General features: G+C 70.0%; 22 protein-coding genes. 5 read left to right on the forward strand and 17 right to left on the reverse strand.

Going from position 1 to position 24536, the window contains the following annotated elements:
* Positions 1–34: 34 nt before the first annotated feature.
* Positions 35–1057 carry a LacI family DNA-binding transcriptional regulator gene (locus tag QM708_RS01215; protein WP_415103594.1) on the forward strand — a complete coding sequence of 341 codons (1023 nt, stop codon included), beginning with the start codon at positions 35–37 and terminating at the stop codon, positions 1055–1057.
* A gap of 356 nt (positions 1058–1413) precedes the next feature.
* Here QM708_RS01215 and QM708_RS01220 read toward each other — a convergent pair whose 3' ends face one another.
* The 5 genes from QM708_RS01220 to miaA form a co-directional block, all read right to left on the reverse strand.
* Positions 1414–2784, reverse strand: a complete 1371-nt coding sequence (locus QM708_RS01220) for a glycoside hydrolase family 13 protein (RefSeq protein ID WP_415103596.1) — start codon at positions 2782–2784, stop codon at positions 1414–1416.
* A 22-nt stretch (positions 2785–2806) separates the two neighbouring features.
* Positions 2807–4825 (reverse strand): sucrose-specific PTS transporter subunit IIBC, encoded by a 2019-nt coding sequence (locus QM708_RS01225; protein WP_415103598.1) that lies wholly within the window; start codon positions 4823–4825, stop codon positions 2807–2809.
* Between the two features lie 93 nt (positions 4826–4918).
* Entirely contained in the window at positions 4919–6460 is a 1542-nt protein-coding gene (locus QM708_RS01230) for a glycoside hydrolase family 32 protein (RefSeq protein ID WP_415103600.1), read from the reverse strand.
* 44 nt (positions 6461–6504) lie between these two features.
* Complete coding sequence (locus tag QM708_RS01235; RefSeq protein ID WP_415103602.1) at positions 6505–7989, reverse strand: glycoside hydrolase family 32 protein; 1485 nt, start codon at positions 7987–7989, stop codon at positions 6505–6507.
* On the reverse strand, positions 7986–8948 hold the full coding sequence (miaA, locus tag QM708_RS01240) for a tRNA (adenosine(37)-N6)-dimethylallyltransferase MiaA (RefSeq protein WP_415103604.1): 963 nt from the start codon (positions 8946–8948) through the stop codon (positions 7986–7988). The genes QM708_RS01235 and miaA overlap by 4 nt, the downstream gene beginning before the upstream one ends.
* A gap of 105 nt (positions 8949–9053) precedes the next feature.
* Between miaA and QM708_RS01245 the strand changes: the two genes are divergently transcribed.
* Positions 9054–9227: an antitoxin gene (locus QM708_RS01245; RefSeq protein ID WP_415103606.1), complete on the forward strand. Its 174-nt coding sequence runs from the start codon at positions 9054–9056 to the stop codon at positions 9225–9227.
* An 18-nt stretch (positions 9228–9245) separates the two neighbouring features.
* Here the strand turns inward: QM708_RS01245 and miaB are convergent, their stop codons facing one another.
* From miaB to QM708_RS01285, 8 genes are all read right to left on the reverse strand, one after another.
* Positions 9246–10739, reverse strand: a complete 1494-nt coding sequence (gene miaB, locus QM708_RS01250) for a tRNA (N6-isopentenyl adenosine(37)-C2)-methylthiotransferase MiaB (protein WP_415111211.1) — start codon at positions 10737–10739, stop codon at positions 9246–9248.
* A gap of 40 nt (positions 10740–10779) precedes the next feature.
* A complete protein-coding gene (locus QM708_RS01255) occupies positions 10780–11319 on the reverse strand; it encodes a regulatory protein RecX (protein ID WP_415111214.1) in 540 nt (179 codons plus the stop codon).
* On the reverse strand, positions 11316–12371 hold the full coding sequence (gene recA, locus QM708_RS01260) for a recombinase RecA (protein WP_415103608.1): 1056 nt from the start codon (positions 12369–12371) through the stop codon (positions 11316–11318). Before recA ends, QM708_RS01255 begins: the two co-directional genes overlap by 4 nt.
* Before the next feature lie 229 nt (positions 12372–12600).
* Positions 12601–12861 carry a DUF3046 domain-containing protein gene (locus tag QM708_RS01265; protein WP_415103610.1) on the reverse strand — a complete coding sequence of 87 codons (261 nt, stop codon included), beginning with the start codon at positions 12859–12861 and terminating at the stop codon, positions 12601–12603.
* Entirely contained in the window at positions 12803–13096 is a 294-nt protein-coding gene (locus tag QM708_RS01270; RefSeq protein WP_415103613.1) for a helix-turn-helix domain-containing protein, read from the reverse strand. The genes QM708_RS01265 and QM708_RS01270 overlap by 59 nt, the downstream gene beginning before the upstream one ends.
* Positions 13097–13131: 35 nt before the next feature.
* Positions 13132–13623: a CinA family protein gene (locus tag QM708_RS01275; protein WP_415103615.1), complete on the reverse strand. Its 492-nt coding sequence runs from the start codon at positions 13621–13623 to the stop codon at positions 13132–13134.
* The gene (gene pgsA, locus QM708_RS01280) at positions 13620–14219 is read right to left on the reverse strand and encodes a CDP-diacylglycerol--glycerol-3-phosphate 3-phosphatidyltransferase (protein ID WP_415103617.1); all 600 of its coding nucleotides are present in this window, start codon (positions 14217–14219) and stop codon (positions 13620–13622) included. Before pgsA ends, QM708_RS01275 begins: the two co-directional genes overlap by 4 nt.
* 102 nt (positions 14220–14321) lie before the next feature.
* A complete protein-coding gene (locus tag QM708_RS01285) occupies positions 14322–15212 on the reverse strand; it encodes an aldo/keto reductase (protein WP_415103619.1) in 891 nt (296 codons plus the stop codon).
* A 54-nt stretch (positions 15213–15266) separates the two neighbouring features.
* On the opposite strand from QM708_RS01285, the gene QM708_RS01290 reads away from it, so the two are divergent.
* Positions 15267–16691 carry a DUF6297 family protein gene (locus tag QM708_RS01290; RefSeq protein ID WP_415103621.1) on the forward strand — a complete coding sequence of 475 codons (1425 nt, stop codon included), beginning with the start codon at positions 15267–15269 and terminating at the stop codon, positions 16689–16691.
* Positions 16692–16712: 21 nt separating this feature from the next.
* Here the strand turns inward: QM708_RS01290 and QM708_RS01295 are convergent, their stop codons facing one another.
* A complete protein-coding gene (locus QM708_RS01295; RefSeq protein ID WP_415103623.1) occupies positions 16713–17405 on the reverse strand; it encodes an SDR family oxidoreductase in 693 nt (230 codons plus the stop codon).
* Positions 17402–19909, reverse strand: coding sequence for a DNA translocase FtsK (locus QM708_RS01300; protein WP_415103625.1), 2508 nt, complete (start codon positions 19907–19909; stop codon positions 17402–17404). Before QM708_RS01300 ends, QM708_RS01295 begins: the two co-directional genes overlap by 4 nt.
* Positions 19910–20062: 153 nt before the next feature.
* Here QM708_RS01300 and QM708_RS01305 point away from each other — a divergent pair, with 153 nt between their 5' ends.
* Entirely contained in the window at positions 20063–21454 is a 1392-nt protein-coding gene (locus QM708_RS01305; RefSeq protein ID WP_415103627.1) for an MFS transporter, read from the forward strand.
* A gap of 109 nt (positions 21455–21563) precedes the next feature.
* Positions 21564–22382: a YhfC family intramembrane metalloprotease gene (locus QM708_RS01310; protein ID WP_415103629.1), complete on the forward strand. Its 819-nt coding sequence runs from the start codon at positions 21564–21566 to the stop codon at positions 22380–22382.
* Here the strand turns inward: QM708_RS01310 and QM708_RS01315 are convergent.
* Positions 22373–23332 (reverse strand): thiamine-phosphate kinase, encoded by a 960-nt coding sequence (locus QM708_RS01315; protein ID WP_415103631.1) that lies wholly within the window; start codon positions 23330–23332, stop codon positions 22373–22375. The genes QM708_RS01310 and QM708_RS01315 overlap by 10 nt on opposite strands.
* Positions 23329–24447 (reverse strand): D-alanine--D-alanine ligase family protein, encoded by a 1119-nt coding sequence (locus QM708_RS01320; protein WP_415103633.1) that lies wholly within the window; start codon positions 24445–24447, stop codon positions 23329–23331. The genes QM708_RS01315 and QM708_RS01320 overlap by 4 nt, the downstream gene beginning before the upstream one ends.
* Positions 24448–24536 lie beyond the last annotated feature (89 nt).

Below are 24536 nucleotides of genomic sequence, written 5' to 3' on the forward strand. Positions count from 1 at the left end.
ACGAAGTAGCCGGACGACGACGGAAGGAGACGCGGTGACGCAGCTGACACGCGAACCCCGCCTATCCGATGTCGCCCAACGCGCCGGGGTCTCCACCACCACGGTCAGCCGCGTCCTCAACAACCGCGGCTACCTGAGCCAGAACACCCGCGATCGCGTCGCCCGCGCCATCGACGAGTTGCAGTACCGCCCCAACGAGGTCGCCCGCGCCCTGCTCGGGCAGCGCACCCACATGGTCGGGGTGATCCTGCCCACCGTGTCGCTGCCGTTCTTCGGCGAGCTGGCGGTGGCGATCGAGCACGCCCTCGGCGAGCGGGGCTACCGGACGCTGCTGTGCAACAGCCTCGGCCGGGTCGACAGCGAGCGCGGCTACCTGCTGCAGCTGGAGGGCAATCGGGTGGACGGCATCATCTCCGGCGCCCACAACGACACCCTGCCCGAGTACGGCACCACCCGGCTTCCGGTGGTGACCATCGACCGTGAGGTCGCCGATCACATTCCGAACGTTCGCGCCGACAACTTCACCGGCGGACGCCTCGCCACCGAGTTGCTGCTGCGGCGCGGCGCGCGGCGTCCGGCACTGCTCACCTCCCGGGGCGGGCCGCACAATCTGCGTGAGGCCGGCTACCGTGCCGCGCTGAAGCAGGCCGGCATCGAGCCGACGGTCCGGGCGGTCCGGTTCGGCACCCCCGAGCCCGAGCGCACCCGGCTGATCGGCGCCGCGCTGGAGGAACTGTCCGGCAGCATCGACGGCGTCTTCGCCACCGACGATCTCACCGCATGCACCGTCATCGACTGGGCGCGCCGTCATGGTCTGCGGGTGCCCGAGGACCTGCGCGTGGTGGGGTTCGACGGCACGAACGCGATCCGGACGGCCGTACCCTGGCTGACCACGGTGCAGCAGCCGATCCAGCAGATCGCCGACGCCGCGGTGGCGGCCCTGCTCAAGCAGATCGACGCCGGCCCGCAAGGTGGCCGCCGCGCTCCCACTGCGACGATCGAACTGCCGGTGAGGCTGATCGAGGGCGCCACCACGGCATCCACCCCGCCGGCCTGACGGCCCGCCTGGTTCATCGGGAAGGCAGGCCCCGGGTCCGTCCTGGGCCTGGCGGCACAGAACCGGGCGGCGAAACTCAGTCCTCCAGCGCCCAGACCGTGGTGTGCGGGGCAATCACGCCCCGGTACGGCGTCACGGTGTCACTGCTCAGGATCACTGCGGCCGGGCCGTCGATCGGCTCGGTGCCGAGGTTGGTGATCGAGACCCAGCCGTTCGGGCGCCGGAAGGCGACCGCGTCCGGCCCGAAGTCGAGCCAGGACAGCGTCTCACCGGTCTGCAGCTCGCGCCGCAGCCCGAGCGCACGCCGGTAGAGGCTGAGCGTCGAGGCCGGGTCGGCCTCCTGCCTGGACGCCGCATCAGCCGGCGAACCAGGCCGGCTGAGGCAGGTGCGCCGGGGCGGTGCTGAAGCCGAAGGAGGGCGGCTCGTCGGTCCACGGCGGCGGCACCCGGGAGCCGTCGCGCCCGATCTGAGCTCCGCCGGTCCGGACGAAGGTCGGGTCCTGCCGCCGGTCGGCGGGGATGCCGGCGACCTCGGGTAGCCCGAGTTCCTCGCCCTGGTAGAGGTAGGCGCTGCCGGGCAGCGCCAGTTCCAGCAGCGTCGCGGCCCGGGCGCGGGCCAGGCCGACCACCCGGTCCTCCACCGGGTCGGTGCCGCCGGTGACCAGCCAGGCCCGCCCGTTCGATCCGTCGCCGAGGCCGTAGCGGGTGGCGTGCCGGACGACGTCGTGGCTGGAGAACACCCAGGTCGACGAGGCGCCCGAGGACGCCGCGAACCCGAGGTTGGTCTCGATGATGGTGCGGAACTGTTCGGCGTCCCAGTTGGCGCGCAGCAGGTCGAAGTTGAACGCCTGGCCCAGGCTGGTGGCGGCGGCGTAGCGGACGCGTCGGTGCGCCGGCACCCAGGCCTCGGCCACCGCCATCCGCGGCGGATCGTAGCGGTCGAACAGCCTGCGCCATTCCGCGTAGATCTCCTGGACGTCGTCGCGGTCCTTGGCGGGGTGCTGCCCCTCGGGGTAGGCGCCCGGCGTCCGGAGCTGCTCGAAGCTCGGCAGCACCTCGGGAAGATCCTTCGACACCTGCTGGGCGACGTCGATCCGGAAGCCGTCCACACCCCGGTCGGCCCAGAAGGCCAGCGTGGTGAGGAACTCGGCGTGCACGTCGGCGTTCTTCCAGTTCAGGTCGGGCTGCTCGGGCGCGTGCGTGTGCAGGTACCACTGGCCGTCGGGCACCCGCGTCCAGGCGGGACCGCCGAAGTCGGACAGCCAATCCGACGGCGGCTGGGAGCCGTCTCCGCCGAGGCCGTCGCGGAAGAGATAGCGGGCGCGCTCGGGCGAGCCGGGCCCTGCGGCCAGCGCGGCGGTGAACCAGGCGTGCCGGTTCGAGGTGTGGTTGGGGACGATGTCGACGATCAGCTTCAGGCCCTCGGCATGCAGGGCGGCGACCAGCGCGTCGAAGTCGGCCAGCGTGCCCAGCCGGGGGTCGACGTCGCGGTAGTCGTCGACGTCATAGCCGCCGTCGGCGAGCGCCGAGGGGTAGAAGGGGCTGAGCCAGACCGCGTCGATGCCCAGAGCCTTCAGATAGCCGACCCGGGAGGTGACGCCGCGCAGGTCGCCGAGCCCGTCGCCGTCGGAATCGGCGAAACTGCGCGGATACACCTGATAGACGACGGCCTGCCGCCACCAGTTCGGATCGAGGTCACGAATGGGGACGGCAGGCGTCGCGGGCATATTTCTTCTTTCGACGGAGCGGTCAGGCGTCCTTCGCGGTGACCTTCAGCAGGTCGGCACCGAAGGTGGTCTCACCCTCAGCGTACTGCTCGACCGAACCGAACTTGCGGTGATTGGTCACCAGCACCGGGGTCAGCGGCGAGTAGCCGGCCGCCTCGATCGCGGCGCGATCGAAGGTGACCAACGGCGTGCCCGCGGTGACGACATCACCCTTGCTGACATGGACGGTGAAGCCCTTGCCCTCCATGTTCACGGTGTCGATGCCGATATGAACCAGCATCTCCACGCCGCTGTCCAGGCGCAGGCCGATCGCATGGCCGGTCGGGAAGGTCATCAGCACCTTGCCGTCGGCCGGGGCGAGCACGCGGCCGTCCGTCGGGTCGACCGCGGCACCCTTGCCGACCGCGCCGCTGGCGAAGCCGGGATCGGGCAGGTCGGCGAGCGGAATGATCCGGCCCTGCATCGGGGACTGGAGCACCGTCACGGCTCCGGGAGCCATCGCGGGCGCCTTGGTGAGCACGGCGGTCGCGGTCGCACCGGCGGCGCCGGACTCGACGGCCTCGGCCGCGGGAACGGCGACCGGATCGGCGCTCAGCTGCGCCTCAACCACGGCCTCGGCGCCGGCCAGCGAGGCCTTGCCGCGGGTGGAGGCGTACAGGAAGGCCAGTGTGAAGGCCACGCCGATGGTGACGGCCTGCGCCACGAAGAACATCGGGATGTCCTTGGGAACCATCGCCACGAAGCCGATGATGCCGGCCGCGCCCAGCGACTGCGAGCGCAGGTTGAGCAGCGCGACCAGGGCCGAGCCGATACCCGAGCCGATCATGGCGCAGATGAACGGCCAGCGCAGGCGCAGGTTGACACCGAAGATCGCCGGCTCGGTGATGCCGAAGAAGGCGGACGCCGCCGACGCACCCGACAGGCCCTTGAGCTTGGCGTCGTGCGCCTTGAGGAAGACCGCGAAGGTGGCCGCACCCTGAGCGGAGTTGGCCATCGCCGCAACCGGGAGCAGGAACGAACCGCCGGTGACGGCCGCGTTCGCGATGAGCGGCAGCTCGATCGCGGGGAAGGACTGGTGCAGACCGGTGATGACGATCGGCGAGTAGGCCAGACCGAGGATCAGGCCGCCGATGGGGCCGCCCGCGGTGAACAGCCACAGGATGCCGTTGGACATGCCGTCGGCGAAGACGCGCATGATCGGGCCGACCAGGACGAAGGCGATGAAGCCCGTGCTGAGCAGGGTGAACAGCGGCGTGAGCAGGAAGTCGGTGGTGCCGGAGAGCCACTTGTGCAGGCGCTTCTCGATCATCGACATGATCCAGGCGATCGCCAGCACCGGGACGACCTGGCCCTGGTAGCCGACCTGCGAGACCTCGAGGCCGAAGACGTGCCAGTACTTGATCGTGCCGGCCTCGGCCGCCGCCACCTGGGCGTAGGCGTTCACCAGGTCGGAGGAGATCATCGCGGCACCGATGGCCGCGCCCAGGTAGGGGTTGCCGCCGAACTGGCGGGCCGCCGAGAATCCGATCAGCACCGGCAGCGAGGCGAACGCGGCCGAGGAGATCAACTGGATCATGGCGGCGTAGTCGGCCAGCCAGGGTGCCATCTCGACGACGGACTTCGGCCCGAACATGCCCTGGGAAGTCAGGACGTTGTTCAGCGACATCATCAGACCGCCGGCGATCAGGGCCGGCAGCATCGGGACGAAGATGTCGGCGATCGTCTTCAGGAAGCGCATGAAGGGGTTCTGCTTCTGCGCGGCGACGTTCTTGGCCTCGTCCTTGCTGACCTCGGCGACGCCGGAGGAGATCAGCTGGTCGTAGACGATGTTGACATCGCCGGGGCCGACGATGATCTGGAAGATGCCGCTGGCGACGAAGGTGCCCTTGATGTCGGGATCGTTGTCCAGCGTGGCCTGGTCGACGATGCTCTGATCGGCGAGCACCAGACGCAGGCGGGTCGCGCAGTGCGCGGCGGCGGTGATGTTTGCGGGCCCACCGACGGCCTTGAGGACCGTTTGGGCTACGCGGGAGTGGTCCATGGGGCCAGTTCCTCCTTGAACGGGTAACGCTCTTACCCGCGGAGTATGTCAATCGGTTGTCATATGTGTCAATCGTTTGTCACAGTGTGGCCATCACTCGGAAAGCTCACCGTGATCAGCGTGACCACCGCCCAGCAGACTCACCCGCGCGCCCGGCACCGGGGTCTTCGCCTGCGCGGCCAGCGTCACGGTCCGCACACCGGGATCCAGATAGCTGCGCATACTGAAGGCGAGCAGACCGTCGCCGAGGAAGAGCTCGGTGACCGAACGATCGTGCAGCAGGTCCACCCGCAGCAGGGCCGCGCCGGCGGCGTCCGCCTGCAAGGCCGGCGGCAACGCCAGGGTGCGCCGCTCACCGTGCGGGTAGCGGGTCGCGGAGCGATCGACGGTCAAGGTGTCGGCGGTCAGCGTGATGACCACGCGCGAGTCGTCGGCGGTGGCCAGCGTGAGGCTGTACGGCGCCGCCGTCGAGCGGTCGATCTCGAGGGCGAGCCAGAAGGCGTCCTGCCCGGTGAGCTCGTCGATCCGGACCGGCTGAGGCCCGACGACCGTCCCCTGTACGGCGAGGACCGTCTGCGGGACGGCGGTCAGCGCGGGGCGCTGGTGCAGGACGCCGTCGCGCAGCGCCAGCAGGCGGGGCACCCCCATCAGGTGCACCCAGCCGTGATCGCGCAGCGAGGGCTGATGATCTTCAGACGAGTTGCCGATCCAGCCGAGCAGCAAGGGCTGCTGACCGGACGCCGCCGGCTGTGGCCGGAAGACCTGCGGGGCGTAGAACTCGAAACCGCGATCGAGTTCGAGGAAGTCACCGTCGGCATGGAAGGCGGTGCCGTCCAGGCGTCCGACCAGATAGCCGCAGGCGAAGATATTGCGGAATCCGTCACCGATCGGCCCGATCCCCTGCGGGCAGAAGATCAACACGTCCCGCTCCTGGCCGGTCACCTCATCGGTGAGCCGGAGCAGGTTGGGGCATTCCCACATGTACCCGAAGGCGCCGAAGCGATCCTCCGCGCCGGGAAAAGTGATCTCGCCGGTGAAGGTCCACTCGACGAGGTCACGCGAGCGATAGGTGACCAGGCAGCCGGTCTCGTCGGATCGCTGCCCGCCCACCAGCATCAGGTAGCCGTCGCCCTCGACGTGGATCTGCGGGTCACGCAGGTGCGCGGTGTACCCCTGCGGCAGATCCGGGATGAGCGGATTCGCCGGATGCTTGCTGAACATCTCCAGGTCGTCGGTGGTCACCGCGCACTGGTAGGTGGCCCGGCTGCCGTCGTCGTTCTTGACGTTGCCGCTGTAGTGCAGCCAGATCCGCGACCCCTCGAAGAAGGCCGTGCCCGAATAGGCACCCGAGCGGTCGTACCAATCCGACGGGGCGATGGCCGGCCGATGATGCTGCCAGGTGGCGAGATCGCGCGAGGACGCGTGCCCCCAGAAGGTCTCCTTCCGCTCGGGGAAGAACGGGCCGAACTGGTAGAACGCGTGATACTCGCCGTCGCGGATCAGCAGCCCGTTCGGGTCGTTGAGCCGGCCCACCGGCGGCGCTAGGTGGAAGCGCGGGTAGTCGGGATCGAGCCGGGCCTTCGACCGAGCGATCGCCTCCGCGGCCTCGCCCATGAGGTCATCGTCGCTGTGCACGGCAGCAGGCTACCTTCTCTGCCATACGTTTGACATACGCCCGGTCAGCGGTCGGGATCGGCCCAGATCGTGCCGAGCCGGTGCACGGTGAGCGAATCGACCTTGATCGTGCCCGATTCCGAGCTCAACTCGACCGCCCGCGGGCCCTCGCCGGGGAAGCTGTAGGACGACAGCGCGGCCAGCCCGTCGGCGGCGAAGACCTCCACCGAACCGCGGTCCACCAGCACGCGCAGTGTGAGCTTGTCCCCGCCCGGGTGCGGGGCGCTCCGGTAGCCGCGATCCCCGTGCGCCGCCAGGCGGCGATCGATGCTGACCCGGTCGGCGAGGTCGTCGTAGCAGACGAAGGTCGCATGACCATCCGGGTCCTTGTGCACGCTGAGTCCCACCCGGTCGGAGGTGGTGGCGGCCAGGTCGACCACCAACTCGATCTCGGCCGCCTCGGCGTCCGCGAGCAGCACCTTGTCCTCGTTCACGCCCAATTCGAACGCGCCGAAGTCGATCGTCTCGGTGCGCAAACCCGCCAGCTCGGCGATCGGCCGCGACCCCAGCCGGTGATCGGCGTCCAGGAAGAGCTCGCGCGGCACGGTGAGCTGGCCGCACCATCCGTCGGCCTGCTGCGTGGCCGGCGGGACGGACAACGCCGACATCCAGCCGTAGACGACGCGGCGTCCATCAGGGGCCTCGAAGGTCTGCGGGGCGTAGAACTGATGCCCCCAGTCCATCGGGCTGAACCCGGTGAGCGGCACGAAGTCCTCACCGGGGGCCCAGGTGCCGACCACGTAGCCGCTGTTGTGCCCGTTGCGCGTCCGGTAACCGTCGGCAGGCAGGCTCATCGCGCTGTAGATCAGCACCCAGCGATCGCCCAGCGGAAACAGGTCGGGGCACTCCAGCATGCCCGCCCGCGGGTCCGGATCCTCGAACAGCACCCGGTCGAAAGCCCACCTCACCATGTCGGCAGAGGTGTAGAGCCAGATCTGGCCGACCCCGGCCAGGGAGCGGGCGGCAACCACCATGAACCAGGTGTCGCCGGTGCGCCACACCTTCGGGTCGCGGAACTCGGTGATGCCTTCGGGGCAGTCGATGATGACCCCGTGCACGTCGAAGTTCACCCCGTCGGCTGAGGTCGCCAGGCACTGCACCTGGGTCGCGCCGCGGGACCATTCGTCCTCGTCGTGCCAGCGATGGCCCGTGTAGTAGACGTACAGCAGGCCGTCGTCGGAGACCACCGCCGAGCCGGAAAAGACACCGTGCTGATCCGCCTCGATGCTGGGCGCCAGCGCGATCGGCTCCCGCCGCCAGGTGACCATGTCCTCGCTGGAGGCATGACCCCAGTACATCGGGCCCCAGGTGGTGTCGAACGGGTTGTGCTGGAAGTACACGTGGTAGCGACCCTTGAAGTAGCACAGGCCGTTGGGATCGTTCAGCCATCCCGCCCGGGCGGCGATGTGGAAGGCCGGGTACCAGCGATCGTCGCGGGCGGCCAGCATCGCGTCCACGCAGCGCTCGGCGTGGTCGAGTTGTTCCTTCATGAGTGGGCTCCTGTCGGTCGGGTGCCGGCCTCGCCCGGCTCGGTGGATTCAACGAGGGTGCCCGCGACGGTGGCGGCCAGGCCGTCGGTGCCGGCGGGGTACCAGGTGATCCGGTGGTCGCGGCGGAACCAGGACAGCTGCTTGCGCGCGAACCGTTTGGTGCCGGCGATGGTGGCCTCGATCGCCTGCTGTTCGGTCAGTTCGCCGTCGAGATGGGCCAGCACCTGCCGGTAGCCCAGCGCCTTGGAGGCCGTCCGCCCCTGCCGCAGCCCGCGCTGCTGAAGCGCGCGCACCTCGTCGACGAAGCCGGCGGCCCACATGGCGTGCACCCGCTCGGCGATCCGGGCGTCCATCACCGGCCGGTCGAGTTCCAGGCCGATGCTCACCACGCCGTCAAGCGCGTAGGTCCACGCGGGCAGGGTCGGCTGGTGTCCCCCGGTCAGTTCGAGCACCTCCAGAGCGCGCACGATGCGGCGTCCGTTGCCGGGCAGGATCTCGGCCGCGGTGCCGGGCGCCCGTGCGGCGAGCACGGCGTGCAGGGCTTCGGGGCCGAGCCGTTCCAGTTCGGCCTCCCAGCGTGCGCGCACGCCGGGATCGGTGCCGGGGAACTCGAAGTGGTCCAGGATCGCGCGCATGTACAGTGCGGAGCCGCCCACCACGATCGGCAGGACGCCGCGGGTGCGGCATTCGGCGATCGCCGCGCGGGCGCGGGCCTGGAACTCGGCGACGGTCGCCGACTCGGTGACCTCCATGATGTCGATCAGATGGTGCCGGACGCCGCACCGCTCCGCCGGGGCCGGCTTGGCGGTGCCGATGTCCATGCCGCGATACACCAGCATCGAGTCGGCGTTGACGATCTCGGCGGGCTGTCCGCGCTCGCCCAGGATCAGTGCGATCGAGACCGCGAGCGCCGACTTGCCGCTGGCGGTCGGGCCGTTGACGGCGAGGATGGGCAGCACACCCCTATCTTTCCTGATCCGGGCTGTTCCGTTCGACCTGTGTCCGGGCTACCGTGGCCACGGCGGCGGCGAGCGCCGCCCCGAGGAGGAAAGTGGGGAACAACGATGGGTGTTTTCGACGAGATCAAGAAGGCCGTCGACCAGCATGAGGAGCAGATCGAGGCGGCGATCGACCAGGCCGCCGACTTCGTCGACGAGAAGACCGAGGGCAAGTTCGCCGAGCAGGTCGATCAGGCCCAGGGTTTCCTCAAGGACAAGATCGGCGAGCCGGAGAGCTGATCCCCCGCCCGGGGCCGGTCAGCCGCGGGAGCACCCGGTGCTCGCCGCGGCGGCCATGGGTTCGGGACGCCGCAACGGCATCCCGAGCCCGACCTTCGGGCGGGCACCGTCGGGGTCGTCCTGCCAGCGCTGCCAGGCGTCGCCGCCCGGCGTGCGGCGCACACGCGTGACCGCGCCGTCGGCATTGAGATGGTGCGGTGCCGCATAGGTGATCTCGACATCCGCGAGATCACCGGGCCGGGGTGCCTCCAGACCCTCGGGCACGGTGACGTGCACCAGGCGGTTGTCGCGGGCCCGGCCCGAGATGCGCCGGGTCGCGGCGTCCTTGCGGCCCTCGCCGTCGGCGAACATCACCTCGACGGTCTCGCCGACGAAGCGCTTGTTCTCCTCCCAGGCAACCTCGCCGACCAGGTCGATCAGGCGCTCGTAACGCTCCTGCACGACCTGCTTCGGCACTTGATCGTCCATCGTCGCCGCGGGCGTACCGGGGCGGATCGAATACTGGAAGGTGAACGCCGCCGAGAACCGGGACGCACGCACCACGTCGAGGGTGGCCTGGAAGTCCTCCTCGGTCTCGCCCGGGAAGCCGACGATGATGTCGGTGGTGATCGCCGCGCTCGGCATCGCCTCGCGCACCCGGTCGAGGATGCCCAGATACTTGGTGCTGCGGTAGGAGCGCCGCATCGCCTTGAGCACCCGGTCCGAACCCGACTGCAGCGGCATGTGCAGGCTGGGCATCACGTTCGGGGTCTCGGCCATCGCCGCAATCACGTCGTCGGTGAAGGCGGCCGGGTGCGGGCTGGTGAACCGAACCCGCTCCAGCCCGTCGATCTCGCCGCAGGCGCGCAGCAGCTTGCCGAAGGCGAGCCGGTCGCCGAACTCGACACCGTAGGTGTTCACGTTCTGGCCCAGCAGGGTGATCTCCTGCACCCCCTCGTCGACCAGGGCGCGGATCTCGGCCAGGATGTCGCCGGGCCGACGGTCGTTCTCCTTGCCGCGCAGCTGCGGGACGATGCAGAAGGTGCAGGTGTTGTTGCAGCCCACCGAGATCGACACCCAGGCGGCGTACGGCGACTCACGCCGGGTGGGCAGCGTGGACGGGAAGCGGGTGAGCGCCTCCTCGATCTCGACCTGGGAGGCCTGCTGGATGCGGGCCCGCTCCAGCAGCACCGGCAGCGAACCGATGTTGTGGGTGCCGAAGACGACGTCCACCCAGGGCGCGCGGCGGACGACCGTCGCGCGATCCTTCTGCGCCATGCAGCCGCCCACGGCGATCTGCATGCCCGGACGCGACGCCTTCACCGGGGCCAGGTGACCGAGGTTGCCGTAAAGCCGGTTGTCGGCGTTCTCGCGCACCGCGCAGGTATTGAACACGACGATGTCGGCCTGGTCGCCTTCGGGCGCACGGGCGTAGCCGGCGTCCTCGAGCAGACCCGAGATCCGCTCGGAGTCGTGGACGTTCATCTGGCAGCCGTAGGTGATGACCTCGTACGTGCGCGGCAGGGTGGTCATGGTTTTCATCAATCCTCACGCGGTGGTGCAGCGAGCCATGCTACCAATCCTCGCCGCCGGCCTCTGCCTCGCCTTCGGTCGCGGCCCCGGTGACCTCTTTCACGACCGCATGACACAGCCCTGGCGCGAAGCCGCGGCGGGCCAGCGCGCCGGCCAGGCGGCGATAGCGGACGTGCGGCTCGAGCGAACCCATCGTGCGCATCTTCTTGCGGGCCAGCGCCAGGGCCGCGTCGTAGTCCGCGGACGCCTCGGGCATCGCCTCGTCGATGATCTCGGCGTCGACTCCCTTGGCACGCAGCTCGCGGCGCATCGCGCGCGTGGAGGTCATCCGCCGCTGCTGCCCACGCACCCACATGCCCGCGAAGTCGGCGTCGTTGATCAGCCCGACCTCTTCGAGCCGGTCGAGGACCCGCTCCGCCACCGGGGACGGCACGCCTTTACGCTCCATCGCGGTGGCCAGTTCGGCCCGCGAGCGCGCCCGCGACTCCAGCAGTCGCAGGGCGATCTCGCGGGCGAACTCCTCGTGGTCGCGCTCGCCGGTGCGTCCGCCCTCGGTGACGGGCTCACGCTCGGCGATCAGAAGGTCACCTCGCCGGTCACCGGATCGATGCCCTCAGGCACTTCGTCCTCGCCCGGCTTCACCCCGATACCCAGCTTCGTCTTGATCCGCTTCTCGAGCTCGTTGGCGATGTCGGGGTTGTTGCGCAGGTAGTTGCGCGCGTTCTCCTTGCCCTGGCCCAGCTGGTCGCTCTCGTAGGTAAACCACGCGCCGGCCTTGCGGATGAAGCCGTGCTCGACGCCCAGATCGATCAGGCTGCCCTCGCGGCTGATGCCGACGCCGTAGACGATGTCGAACTCGGCCTGCTTGAAGGGCGGCGCCACCTTGTTCTTGACCACCTTGACCCGGGTGCGGTTGGCGACCGCGTCGCCACCGTCCTTCAGGGTCTCGATGCGGCGCACGTCGAGGCGCACCGAAGAGTAGAACTTCAGGGCGCGACCACCGGTCGTCGTCTCGGGCGAACCGAACATGACGCCGATCTTCTCGCGCAGCTGGTTGATGAAGATCGCCGTGGTGCCGGAGCCCGACAGCGCGCCGGTCATCTTGCGCAGCGCCTGGCTCATCAGGCGGGCCTGCAGACCCACGTGGCTGTCGCCCATCTCGCCCTCGATCTCGGCGCGCGGGGTGAGCGCGGCCACCGAGTCGATCACGATCAGCGCCAGCGCACCCGAGCGGACCAGCATGTCGGCGATCTCGAGCGCCTGCTCACCGTTGTCGGGCTGGCTGACCAGCAGCGCGTCGGTGTCGACGCCCAGCTTGGCCGCGTAATCGGGATCGAGCGCGTGCTCGGCGTCGATGAAGGCGCAGATGCCGCCGCCGGCCTGCGCGTTCGCGATCGCGTGCAGCGCGACCGTCGTCTTGCCCGAGGACTCGGGACCGTAGATCTCCACGACGCGGCCACGGGGGAAGCCCCCGATGCCCAGCGCCACATCGAGCGCGATCGAACCCGAGGGAATCACCTCGATCGGTTGGCGCGTCTCTTCGCCCAACCGCATGACCGAACCCTTGCCGTGGGCCTTCTCGATCTGGGCGAGTGCCGCCTCGAGAGCCTTTGCGCGATCTGCAACCGCCATGACCGTTTCCTCCGTTAACCACCGTGTATCGACCGGGTACGGGGCCTGAATCCCCGTTCACCGTTCACGCTAGGCGTCGGGTCCGACAATTTGTCACTCACTTCGAGGACCTGTGGACAACTACCCAGAACAATCCCGGCTGCACACAGATTACCGAACACATGTTCGACTTCCAATGTGGCGCGCCGGCGTGTCGCCCGCGGCGTCCGGACCTCATCTGCGGCGTGGCTCAACGCTCCGAAGCAGGCAGTTCCAGAAAATCGACCACGGCCCGCCATACCTGCTGGGCAGGGATGCCGGCGTCCAGCGCTTGGGTGACCGTCCGGTGCCCCAGACTGACCAGCACGACATCGCGGCTCCACCAGTCCGACAGCGGGCCGATGTGGCGCTCCATCCGGCGCCGGAGTTCCTGCTCGCGCAACGGCCCTCGCTCAGGCGACGGCGCGAGCGGTCCGCGCGTCGCGCACCGGCAGCGGCGTGACAACGGCATGCGCGGCGACCCGCTCGCTGGTCAGCTGCAGCACCGCGGCCAAATCCACCTCGAGCGCACCGCAGATCGCGTTGAGCAACTCGCTGGACGCCTCCTTGTGGCCGCGTTCGACCTCGGAGAGATAGCCCAGGCTCACCCGTGCCGATGCGGACACGTCGCGCAGCGTCTTGCCGGACGCCATCCGGACCTCGCGCAGGGTCTCCCCCATCATCTCGCGCAACAGGACGACAGCCATCTCCACCCCCTCCGGGTTTCCGTAGGTTTCCTAACCTACACGGGCGACACCAGTCGCAGAAGCATCCCGAACGCCGCGTCCACCGTCTGAGCGCGGACGGCCTCGCGATCACCCTCGAACTGGAACTGCTGCACGTGCGGAACGAACGGCACCGACGGCGTCCGGGGGCCGACCACGCACACCCACACCTCGCCCGGCGCATGCCCGTCCTGCGGGTCCGGACCGGCCACACCCGTGACCGCGATCACCCAATCGGCGTCCGTCTTCTGCTGTAGGCCCGCGGCCATCGCGATGGCGACCTCCTCGCTGACGACGGTGTGCTGCCTGATGGTCTCGGCCCCGATGTCGAGCAGATCGGTCTTCAGCCGGGTCGCGTACGAGATCACCCCGCCCAAGAACACCGCCGATGACCCGGGCACGCTGGTCAGCGTCGCGCCGATCAGCCCGCCGGTCAGCGACTCCGCCACCGCCAGCGTCAGGGTCCGGTCCTTCAGGGTGGTGATGACCTTCGCCGCTTGTTCGTTCACCGCTTCTTCTCCTGGGGATGATTCGCGTAGTAGGTGTCGCGCAGCTTCTTCGCCTCGCGCAGGTAGTCCAGGCCGGTGAGCACGGTGAGCACGAACGCGATGATCATCGCCACCCACGCGATCCAGCCCCAGAACGGGGGCAGGAAGGCCAGGCCGGGCAGGAACATGATCAGCGCCACCGACTGCATCACCGTCTTCAGCTTGCCGCCGCGGTTGGCCGCCATCACGCCGTACTTCATGATCGCCCAGCGCAGCGCGGTGATGCCCCATTCGCGCACCAGGATGATGATCGTGATCCACCACGGCAACTCGGCCAAGATCGACAGGCCCACGAAGGCCATTCCGGTGAGCGCCTTGTCGGCGATCGGGTCCCACAGCTTCCCGAAATCGGTGATCAGGTTGTAGGCGCGGGCGATCCGTCCGTCCAGCGCATCGGTCAGGATCGCGACCACGAAGATCGCCGTGGCCACCCAACGCATCGTTGGATCCTGCGGGTAGGCCAGCAACACCCAGGCGAACACAGGCACCATCACGACCCGCAGCGCGGTGAGAACGTTGGGTACGTTCCAGTTGCTCACCTGCTTGGTCTCGCTCATGCGGACGCCTCCTCGCGTGCGATCAGGCCGACACCCTCTGTGTCCACGACCCTACCCCAGCCGAGGGAGACGATGTGGCCGCCACTCGCCCTCACCGCACCCCTAGCGGCGCGGCAGCAGCGCATCGTTCAGGGCGGCCAGGTCGTCGGTAGTCAGCTCCAGGCCGATCGCGAGCGCCGAGTCGATGATCGACTCCGGACGCGACGCGCCCGGGATCGGGATGACATGCTCGCCGAGCGCCAATTCCCAGGCCAGCGTGACCTGCTGCGGGCTGACGCCGTGGGCGTCCGCCACCTGGCCGATGATCGCGAACCGCTCGCCGACCGCCGTCGCGCCACCCGACGTGCCGCCCAGCGGCGACCAGGGCACGAACGCGACGCCGTGCTCGGCGCACCAGCGCAGCTCCGGGTAGGAGGTGTGGTTGAACCGGGGTGAGAACTCGTTCTGGACGGCGGCCAGCTGGCCTTCGCCGAGCACGTCGACGCAGATGGCCAGCTCTTCGAGGCTGGCGTTCGAGACGCCGATCTCGGCGATGAGGCCGTCCGCCTTCAGCTGCGCCAGCGCCTCGACCGACTGTGCGTAGGGCAAGGTGCGGTCGGGGCGATGCCAGTAGTAGAGGTCGATCGTGTCCACGCCCAGGCGCTCGCGGGACGCCTCGGCGGCCGCGCGCAGATGCGCGGGCGAGCCGTCGCGGCCCCACACCTCGCCCTCAGCGCGGGTGATGCCACCCTTCGTGGCGATGACCAGGCGCGAGGTGTCGCCGGTGTAGGCGGCCAGCGCCTCGGCGATCAGTGACTCGTTGTGGCCGACCGTATCCCAGCTCGGGGCGTAGATGTCGGCGGTGTCGATCAGCGTGATCCCGGCGTCCAGCGCGGCGTGCACGGTGGCGATCGCCCGGTCGCGCGGGGTGTCCTTCTCGCGCATCGACAAGGGCATTCCCCCCAGGCCGAGGGAGCTGACGGTGAACGATCCGATTCTGCGCTGATTGGTCATACCCCCACCCTAATGCCGCGGGCGCGGTGCCTCCGGCGTCCTAGGATGACTCTCGTGGACAGCGCCGAGTGGACCGCCGCCGATCTGCGCTCGTGGCTGCGCGAACGTCGTGAGCGCCCGCGGACCGGGTGGATGGACTGGTACTACCGGCTCTTCGCGGTGCTGCTCGTGGTGGCGATGGGTGCGTCGTTGGCCCGCGGCGTCCGGCTTCCGCTGCTGGCCTGCCCACCCGGATTCGGCTCCTGCCTGACCGCGGTGACCGTCTTTCCGCTGGTCTGGTCGGCTGCAACCGTGCTGGTGACCGCGGCGGCCGCGTCCTTGGCCGGGCCGATCTCGGTGACCACCGCGGCGGCGTCGTTCGTGCTCGCGCTGCCGCTCGACCGTGGCGATCTGCTCGCACCGCGGCTTGATCGCGTCCTGGCCGGTGGGGTGATCGGTGGGCTGCTGTCGGGACTGGTGCTGTGGCTGGTGGTGGCTCCGTCGCCGGCCTGGATCGCCGTGTGTGCCTGCGCGGGGGCCCTCGCCGTCTTGTCGGCCGTTGTGGCGCAGCAGGGCGGCTGGAGGCGCCAATGGATCGGTGTCGCCGTGGGGGTTGTGGTGCTCGCAGTGGTGGCCGCGCTGATGCTCACAGGGGTGGGGACGCCCACCGTGCTCGCCTCGGCGCTTGCCCTGGTGGCTGGCGTCGCGGCATGGTGGCTTCGGGGCCGCGCCCGGGCCGGGCTCGGCTGTCTGTCGCGGTTCGTCCTCGCCGATCGCGCCCGGCTTCACGCCGGTCTGGCCGGTGCCGCCTCCGGCGCGGACGCCGGCCTTCTGCTCGACATCGCCACGGTCCGGCTGGCCGGGACGGGCACTCGGCGGCGGCTGAGCGCCGGGGGTGCGGGGGGTCGCGCGTTGGCGGGGTATGAGGTGCGCAGACTCGTGCTGCGCTCGCCTCGACTGCTCGTGGGTGTCGCGGCCGTGATGGTGACCACCCTCGCGCTGCCGGTGCACCCCACGCTGGTGCTCGCCCTGGTCTGTCTCACCCTGGTGCCCGCGCTCGGGCTGGCGCTGTCGAACCTTCGCACCCTGATCCGTGCGCCGGGCCTGGCCCGGGCGCTCGGGCTGTCACGCCTGGTCCGGAACCTCGCCGGCTCCGCCGGGGCCGCGCTCGCGGCGTCCGTGTGGTGCGGGGTGGCCGTCGCGCTGCTCATGATGACCGGGACGCCGCTCGGCTCCGCGTTCCTGCTCGCCTGGGCTGTCGGGACGGCAGGCCTCGCCGGCGCCCTGCGCTGGATCGCCACACCACCACCCGACTTCACCACCGGACTCGTGATGACCGACCTCGGCCCCGTCCCGGTCGGCGCGCTGCAGAACGTCCTGACCGGCTTCACCGCCCCGATGATCATCGTCGCCTCGATCGCCCTGGAAGTCCCCGTCGCACTGAGCGCCGCGGTGGCCACGGCCATCCTCGTCCACGCGATCACGTCCGCCTCCCGGTGAGGAGTGACGGAGCGGACAGCGTCAACCCGCGGGGCGTACGGAGAGGGTTTCGATGCAGGCGTCCGGGGAGGCTTCGAGCGCGAACGTGACCGCGCTCGCCACTGACGCGGGAGTGAGAATGCCGGTGGCGTCGTACTCACGGCCTTCGGCGGTCTGCAGCGCGACCTGCATGTCGGTGTCGACCCGGCCCGGGTGCACCGAGGTGACGCGCAGGCGTCCGCGTTCTTCGGCGCGCAAGGCGTCCGCCCAGGCGCGCACCGCGAACTTGGACGCCGCGTAGACGGCGTTGCCGGGCGAGGCGGTGAAGCCGGCGCCAGAGTTGATCACGACCACCTGTCCGCGGGACTCCCGCAGCGCGGGCAGCAGCAGCCGGGTCAGGTCGGCGACCGCGACCACGTTGATCTCCATCACCCAGCGCCAGTCCTCGCGGGTCAGGGTGTCGGTGGTGCCGTAGGCGAGGACCCCGGCGCTGTGCACCACGGCATCCAGGCTCGGCACGGACGCCGCCGCGCGCGCCGTCGCCAAGGCGTCAGAAAGATCGGCGACGAAACCTGCGGCGTCCGGGCATACGCCGGCGATCTCGGAGACGACCTGCGCGACCCGCGCGGCGTCCGTGCCACCGACCAGCACCCGCCACTGGGGCGCCAGCGCTTCGACGATCGCGCGGCCGATGCCGCGGGTTCCGCCGGTGACCAGGACGGTCCGGCGGCTCATCCGGACGCCAGGTTCGCCAGGACCTCGTCGAGGTCGTCCGGCTTGACCAGCACCTCGCGCGGCTTGGATCCCTCGGAGGGGCCGACGACGCCGCGGGTTTCCAGGATGTCCATCAGGCGTCCGGCCTTGGCGAAGCCGACGCGCAGCTTGCGCTGCAGCATCGAGGTCGAGCCCAGCTGCAGGTTGACCACCAGCTGCGCCGCCTCCAGCACCAATTCGAGGTCGTCGCCGATGTCCTCGGCGACCTTGGTGGACTCCTGCGGGGCGGAGACGTCCTCACGGTATTGCGGGGCGAGCTGGGTGGTGACGTGCTTGACCACCTCGCGGATCTCCGCCTCGGTCACCCAGGCGCCCTGCACGCGGATCGGCTTGGACGCCCCCATCGGCAGGAACAGCCCGTCACCCTGGCCGACGAGCTTCTCGGCGCCCGGCTGGTCGAGGATGACGCGCGAGTCGGTCATCGAACTGGTCGCGAAGGCGAGCCGCGAGGGCACGTTCGCCTTGATCAGGCCGGTCACCACATCGGTCGAGGGACGCTGCGTGGCCAGCACCAGATGGATGCCGGCGGCGCGCGCCAGCTGGGTGATCCGGACGATCGAATCCTCGACGTCGCGCGGGGCCACCATCATCAGGTCGGCGAGCTCATCGACGATCACCAGCAGGTACGGGTACGGCGCGAGCACGCGCTCCGAGCCGGGCGGCAGCTTCACCTGACCGGCGCGCACCGCCTTGTTGAAGTCGTCGACGTGCCGGAACCCGAACGCGGCCAGGTCGTCGTAGCGGGTGTCCATCTCGCGGCACACCCATTGCAGCGCCTCGGCGGCCTTCTTCGGGTTGGTGATGATCGGCGTGACCAGGTGCGGGATGCCCTCGTAGTTGGTCAGTTCGACCCGCTTGGGGTCGACCAGCATCATCCGCACCTCATCGGGGGTGGCGCGCATCAGGATCGAGGTGATCATCGAGTTCACGAACGACGACTTGCCCGAACCGGTCGCGCCGGCCACCAGCAGGTGCGGCATCTTGGCCATATTGGCGATCACGTAGCCGCCCTCGACGTCCTTGCCGAGACCGACCGTCATCGGATGATGGTCGTTGCGGGCCTTGCCGCTGCGCAGCACGTCGCCGAGGCTGACGATCTCCTTGTCGGTGTTCGGGATCTCCACACCGATCGCCGACTTGCCGGGGATCGGGCTGAGAATCCGCACATCCGCCGACGCCACCGCGTAGGCGATATTGCGGCCCAGCGCAGTCACCTTCTCGACCTTGACGCCCTGGCCGAGTTCGACCTCGTACCGGGTCACCGTCGGGCCGCGCGTGTAGCCGGTCACGGTCGCGTCGATGTCGAAGTCACGGAACACCTCCGCGAGCCGGCCCACCACGGCATCGGACGCCTCGGTGCGCGCCTTGGGCGCGGTGCCCGGCCTCAGGCTGGACGCCTCGGGCAGCACGTATTGGATGTCGCCGGTGAGCACGGTCTGCTCCGCGCGCAACGGGGCGTTGGAGTGCTCGGGCGGCTGCAGGTCGCGATGCTCCCCCGCCGTGGCGGGTTCGAGCGGGGCCGCGACCGCCGGGGATGCCTTCGGCGCCTTCCCCGCGGTCACCGGCGCCTGGTCGGCCTCGGCGAACGGGTCGTCGAACAACTCCGCCGGAATCTGCGCGTCGCGGGCGGTGGCCAGCGGGCGCTCATCGATCGCGGTCAGCTCGGGATCACGCACCAACGGCGTGTCGTAGGCCTCGTCGACGCCGTACACCGGCTCGGGCTGCTCGGCGGGCTTGCGGCGGAACCGGGCGGCGAGCGCGCGGAGGCGTCCGGCGATCTCGTAGAGCGGAATGCCGGTGATCACCAGCGCACCGAAGACGCTCACCGCGAGCAGGACGGGCACCGCGACCCAGGCGGTGCCGAGTTCGACCAGGAAGGACGCCGGGATGAATCCCAACGCGCCGCCCGCCTCGCGCATCTCTTCGGCGCGGGTCGGCCCGGGTACGCCCTTGGAGACCGAGAACAGGCCGAGGACGCCGAGCGACAGCAGCAGCCAGCCGACCGGCTGGCGTCCGGTCGGGCCGTTGGCGCGCGGGTCGCGCAGCGTCCGCCACGCCATGCCGAGGGCGGCCAGCGGCAGCGCGACGCTCGCCGCGCCGAAGACGGTGGAGAAGCCCAGCCGCAGCGCGTCGCCGACCGCTCCGGGCATTAGGAACCAGAACGCGGCGGCGGTGAGCACGCCGAGCACGATCAGCAGCAGGCCCGCGCCGTCACGGCGCTGCTCCGGCTCCAGGTCACGGACGCCCGCGCCGAAGCTGCGCACCAGGCCGCCGAGCAGCCCGGCGATGCCGCGCCAGACGGCCAGGATGCCGCGCCCGATCGCCGCCAGGAACGCGCCGAATCCGCCCCCGGGCTTGGGCTCGGGGGCGCGGGAATTCTTGGTGTTGCTTCGGCCACGCGAGGACGCCGAGCGCGAGGATGCGTTCGAACGGCTCCGCGAGGGGGAAGACGCACGGGTCGCCATAGAACGCAGGCTAACAAGGACGCCGCTGACGGCCAAGCGCCCACGCCGGGGCCCCGCGGCGTCCGACGCGTGACCCTCGCCTGAAACCCGCAGCCAACAGGCGGACAATAGACGGCGGTAACACGGCGGTAACAAAAGGAGAAACGCTCAACTATGACCACATCCACACCGGCCAAGCCGCTGAACTCACCCGCGCGGGTGATCACGGCGAGCTTGGTCGGCACCACCATCGAGTTCTACGACTTCTACGTGTACGCGACCGCCGCCGTCCTCGTGTTCCCGAAGCTGTTCTTCCCGACCGGCAACGAGACCACCGCGCTGCTGGCGTCCTTCGGCGTGTTCGGTGCCGCCATGGTCGCCCGCCCGCTCGGCGCCATCTTCTACGGCCACCTCGGCGACAAGCGCGGACGCAAGACGACGCTGGTGCTGAGCCTGCTCACCATGGGCATCGCCACCTTCCTGATCGGCCTGCTGCCGACCTATCACAGCGTCGGCCTGGTCGCCCCCGTGCTGCTGCTCATCCTGCGGCTGACCCAGGGCTTCGCGATCGGCGGCGAATGGTCGGGTGCCGCGCTCGTCGCCACCGAGAACGCCCCCGCGGGCAAGCGCGCCTGGTACGGCACCTTCCCGCAGCTGGGCGCGCCGCTGGGCTTCATCATCGCCAATGGCCTGTTCCTGATCATCAACTGGCTGCTGCCGCACGGCACCGACCCGCTGCTGCAGTCCGAGGCGTTCCTCGCCTGGGGCTGGCGCATCCCGTTCCTGTTCTCGGCGGTGATGGTGATCGTCGGCCTGTGGGTGCGGCTGAAGCTGGTCGAGTCCGAAGCCTTCAAGGTCGCCGAGAGCAAGGGCGCCATCCGCAAGCTGCCGCTGACCGAGGCGTTCCGCTACCACTGGCGCGAGTTGATCCTCGGCACTTTCTTCATGCTGGCGACCTACGTGCTGTTCTACCTGATGACCAGCTTCACGCTCACCTACGGCACCAAGCCGCAGAGCGCCACCCCGGGCGGCCTCGGCATCACCTACACCAACTTCGTGCTGATGCAGATCTTCGGCGTGGTGTTCTTCGCGATCTTCACGCTGGTCTCGGGACCGCTGGCCGACAAGCTCGGACGCCGCCGCCTGCTGATCTGGATCACCTCGGGCATCGTGCTGTTCGGGTTCAGCTTCCCGCTGTTCCTGGCCGTGCGCCCGGAGGCGACCATGATTCCGGTGACCCAGTTCTTCCTGGTCCTCGGCTTCACCCTGATGGGCATGACGTTCGGCCCGATGGGCGCGCTGCTGCCGGAACTGTTCCCGACCAACGTCCGCTACACCGGTTCGGCGATCGCCTACAACGTCTCCAGCATCCTCGGCGCCGCGCTGGCGCCGATCATCGCGGTGGCGCTGTGGGCCCAGGCCGGTGGCAGCACCTGGCTGGTCGGCGTCTACCTGGCCGGCGCTGGCGTCCTCACCCTGATCTCGCTGCTGCTCAGCCGCGAGACCAAGGATGTCGACTACTCGGCGTCCTCGGCCGACGAGACGGAGTCGCTGTCGGTCATCTGAGGCGAGCTTCGTCCTGACCGGACGCGGGCACCCGTCGTCACCGACGCGGGCGCAACCGTCCGGAAGCCACCCTCCCGAGTCCCCGCGCGGGGCTCGGTAGGGTGGCTTCGTGGTCTCACCGCTTGCTCTCGCCGCCATGGCGGCCGTCCTCGTCCTTTGCGTGGTGGTGCCGCTGAGCGCCTTCGCCTGGATCGCCACCCGCCGCAACGCCGAAGGCGGACGCCGCTGGCGTGGAGTGTGGCGGGCCTTCTGGGCCGGCGCCCTCGCCTTCACCGTGTCACAGTTGCTGACCCGGATTCCGCTGATGACGGTGGTGATCCCCACGCTGGGGCCGGACGTCTCCGGGTTCCTGCTGTCGGCGCCGGTGGCCAGCTATTCGGCAGGCCTGTTCGAAGAGACCGGCCGGCTGGTGATCATGCTGCTGCTGATGAAGGCCTTCCATCGCTGGATCGACGGGGTGACCTTCGGTTTCGGCCACGGCGGGATCGAGGCGGTGCTGCTGGTCGGGATGACCATGCTGAACAACCTCCTGATCGCCCTGATCATCAACGCCGGCCAATGGGAGACCGTCGCGGCGGCGCTGCCCGAGGCGGCCGCGACCCAGGTGTTCAACGCGCTCACCACGACCGATGCCGCCATCTTCCTGCTCGGCGGGGTGGAGCGGCTGAGCGCGATCAGCCTGCACGTGGCCTGCTCGGTGCTGATCCTCGCCGGCATCGTGCACGGCCGCAAGATGACAACCTGGCTCGTCGCCGTGCTGCTGCACGGCTCGTTCAATATGGTCGCCATCCTCGGGGTGTCCGGCGGCTGGCCGATCCTCGTGGTCGAGATCATGCTGGCCGCGATCGCGGTCGCGCTCTGGTTCGGGATCGCGAAAGCCCGCGCCTGGTTCACCCAGCCGGACGCCTTCGCCCCGGCTCAGAAGTGACGCCAGCCGCCTGCGGCGTCCGCCCAGACCCGTCCGTCGACGGTGACCGGAGCCTCGGCGTCGGGGTCGGCCGCGAGCACGCGACCGATCGCCGTCCAGCCCGCGGGCAGCGGCGTCCCGCCGGGGAAGGTGGCCAGCAGGGCGTGATCGTCGCCGCCGGTCAGGATGAACGTCAGCGGGTCTCCGCCGCCGATCGCCGCGGCGACCGTCTTCTGCGCCTCGTCGACGCCGAGCGCGGCCGAGTCGATGTCGATCGACACCCCCGAGGCGCGCGCCACGTGCCCCAGATCGGCCAGCAATCCGTCGGAGCAGTCGATCATCGAGGTCGCCCCCGCGCGTTGCGCGACGATCCCCTCACCGTAGGGCGGCTCGGGCACCCGATGCGCGCGCACCACCGCGCCGGGTGAGCGGAAGCCGCGCCCCAGCACGGCCAGCCCGGCCGCAGCCATGCCGAGGCGTCCGGTATAGGCGACGGTGTCGCCCTCGCGCGCGCCCGAACGGAGCACCGGAGTGCGGTCCTCGAGGTCGCCGAAGACGGTGACGGCGATGCCGATCTGCGCGCCGCGGGTGACGTCGCCACCCACCAGGGTCGCGCCCGAGGTGGCGCACTCGGCGATGACGCCGCGGGTGAAGCCGAGCACCCAGTCGGTCGGCGTGTCGGCCGGCGCGGACAGGCTGATCACCAGGCCGAGCGGGCGAGCGCCCATCGCCTCCACGTCGGCCACCGATGAGGCGACCGCCTTGCGCCCGACATCGTCGGGGCCGGACCAGGCGCGCTTGAAATGGACGTCCTCGATCATCGCGTCGGTGGTGACCACCAACTGTCCGCGCGGGGCGAGCACGGCGCAATCGTCACCGGGGCCCACCGGCACGGTGTCGGGCATGACCAGGCCCTCGGTGATCGCACCGATCAGCCCGAACTCGCCCAGGTCGGCGATGGTGCGCGTCACCGCAGGCCCACCGGGCGGTCGAGCGCGAGTTCAACCAGTTCCGCGATCAGGTCGGCGTAGGCGAGTCCGGACGCCTCCCACAAGGCCGGATACATCGACAGATGGGTGAAGCCCGGCATGGTGTTCAGCTCGTTGACGTACACCTCTTCATCAGGGGTGACGAACATGTCGATCCGGGCCAGCCCCTCGGCACCCATCGCGCGGAAGGTGCGCGCCGCCGTCTTCTGCACCCGGGCGAGCAGGGTGCCGCTGACGGCCGCGGGAATGTCGAGGCTGACCTGGCCCTCGGGGGTGTACTTGGCCTGGTAGTCGTAGAAGGCGTCGTCGGTGTGCATCCGGATCTCGCCGGGCAGCGACACCTTCGGGGCGCCGTCCAGGTTGTCGAGCACCGCGCATTCGACCTCGCGGGCGCCGACGAAGCCGTCCTCGATGATCACCTTCGGGTCCCAGCGCAGCGCCTCCTCGACGGCGTCCGGCACCTCGTCGAGGCTGGTGGCCCGCGAGATGCCCACCGACGAGCCACCGCGGGCCGGCTTCACGTACACCGGGAAGGTGAGGCCGGCCTCGATCCGGCGCAGCAGCGCGGCGCGGTCGGCGTCCCAGCTCGCCTTGGTGACCGTGACCCACTTGCACACCGGCAGCCCGGCGCTGGCCAGGGACGACTTCATCAGGTCCTTGTCCATGCCGATGGCGGACGCCGCCACGCCCGACCCGACATAGCGGATGTTCATCATCTCGAACAGGCCCTGGATGGTTCCGTCCTCGCCGAAGGGGCCGTGCAGCAGCGCGAACGCGACATCGAAGTCGTGGGCGTCGACCAGTGCGTCACCGTCGATGGTCGCGATCCGGCCACCGCCGTCGCGGCGCAACAGCACGGCGTCCGGGCGGGCCTCGTCGAGGCGGGGCAGCGTGTTGCCGGCGACGTGGAACCCGGCCATGTCGTCGGTGGAGACCTGCACCCAACGCCCGCTCGGGGTGATGCCGATGCCGACCACCTCGAAACGCTCGGTGTCGATCGCGCGCGTCACGCCGCCGGCGGTCAGGCACGACACATCATGTTCGGAGCTGACGCCACCGAAGATGATCGCGACACGGGTGCGGGTAGCTGCGGCCATCGGTTGTTCCTCCACTCATCAGGCGGCACCACCCTATCCAGCCCCGGGCGCCGACTCCCGCACCAGCCGCCCCGCGGCACGGGTGCCGG

It is taken from the genome of Propioniciclava sp. (genome assembly GCF_047602245.1).
GTDB lineage: Bacteria > Actinomycetota > Actinomycetes > Propionibacteriales > Propionibacteriaceae > Propioniciclava.

Excerpts from the sequence above, each read along its gene's own strand:
- QM708_RS01265 (WP_415103610.1), bottom strand. The coding sequence starts at position 12,861 with ATGCCGTTGTCACGCCGCTGCCGGTGCGCGACGCGCGGACCGCTCGCG.
- QM708_RS01305 (WP_415103627.1), top strand. The coding sequence starts at position 20,063 with ATGACCACATCCACACCGGCCAAGCCGCTGAACTCACCCGCGCGGGTG.
- QM708_RS01295 (WP_415103623.1), bottom strand. The coding sequence starts at position 17,405 with ATGAGCCGCCGGACCGTCCTGGTCACCGGCGGAACCCGCGGCATCGGC.
- QM708_RS01320 (WP_415103633.1), bottom strand. The coding sequence starts at position 24,447 with ATGGCCGCAGCTACCCGCACCCGTGTCGCGATCATCTTCGGTGGCGTC.
- QM708_RS01220 (WP_415103596.1), bottom strand. The coding sequence starts at position 2,784 with ATGCCCGCGACGCCTGCCGTCCCCATTCGTGACCTCGATCCGAACTGG.
- QM708_RS01270 (WP_415103613.1), bottom strand. The coding sequence starts at position 13,096 with ATGGCTGTCGTCCTGTTGCGCGAGATGATGGGGGAGACCCTGCGCGAG.
- QM708_RS01245 (WP_415103606.1), top strand. The coding sequence starts at position 9,054 with ATGGGTGTTTTCGACGAGATCAAGAAGGCCGTCGACCAGCATGAGGAG.
- pgsA (WP_415103617.1), bottom strand. The coding sequence starts at position 14,219 with ATGAGCGAGACCAAGCAGGTGAGCAACTGGAACGTACCCAACGTTCTC.
- QM708_RS01300 (WP_415103625.1), bottom strand. The coding sequence starts at position 19,909 with ATGGCGACCCGTGCGTCTTCCCCCTCGCGGAGCCGTTCGAACGCATCC.
- QM708_RS01235 (WP_415103602.1), bottom strand. The coding sequence starts at position 7,989 with ATGAAGGAACAACTCGACCACGCCGAGCGCTGCGTGGACGCGATGCTG.
- miaB (WP_415111211.1), bottom strand. The coding sequence starts at position 10,739 with ATGACCACCCTGCCGCGCACGTACGAGGTCATCACCTACGGCTGCCAG.
- recA (WP_415103608.1), bottom strand. The coding sequence starts at position 12,371 with ATGGCGGTTGCAGATCGCGCAAAGGCTCTCGAGGCGGCACTCGCCCAG.
- QM708_RS01285 (WP_415103619.1), bottom strand. The coding sequence starts at position 15,212 with ATGACCAATCAGCGCAGAATCGGATCGTTCACCGTCAGCTCCCTCGGC.
- QM708_RS01225 (WP_415103598.1), bottom strand. The coding sequence starts at position 4,825 with ATGGACCACTCCCGCGTAGCCCAAACGGTCCTCAAGGCCGTCGGTGGG.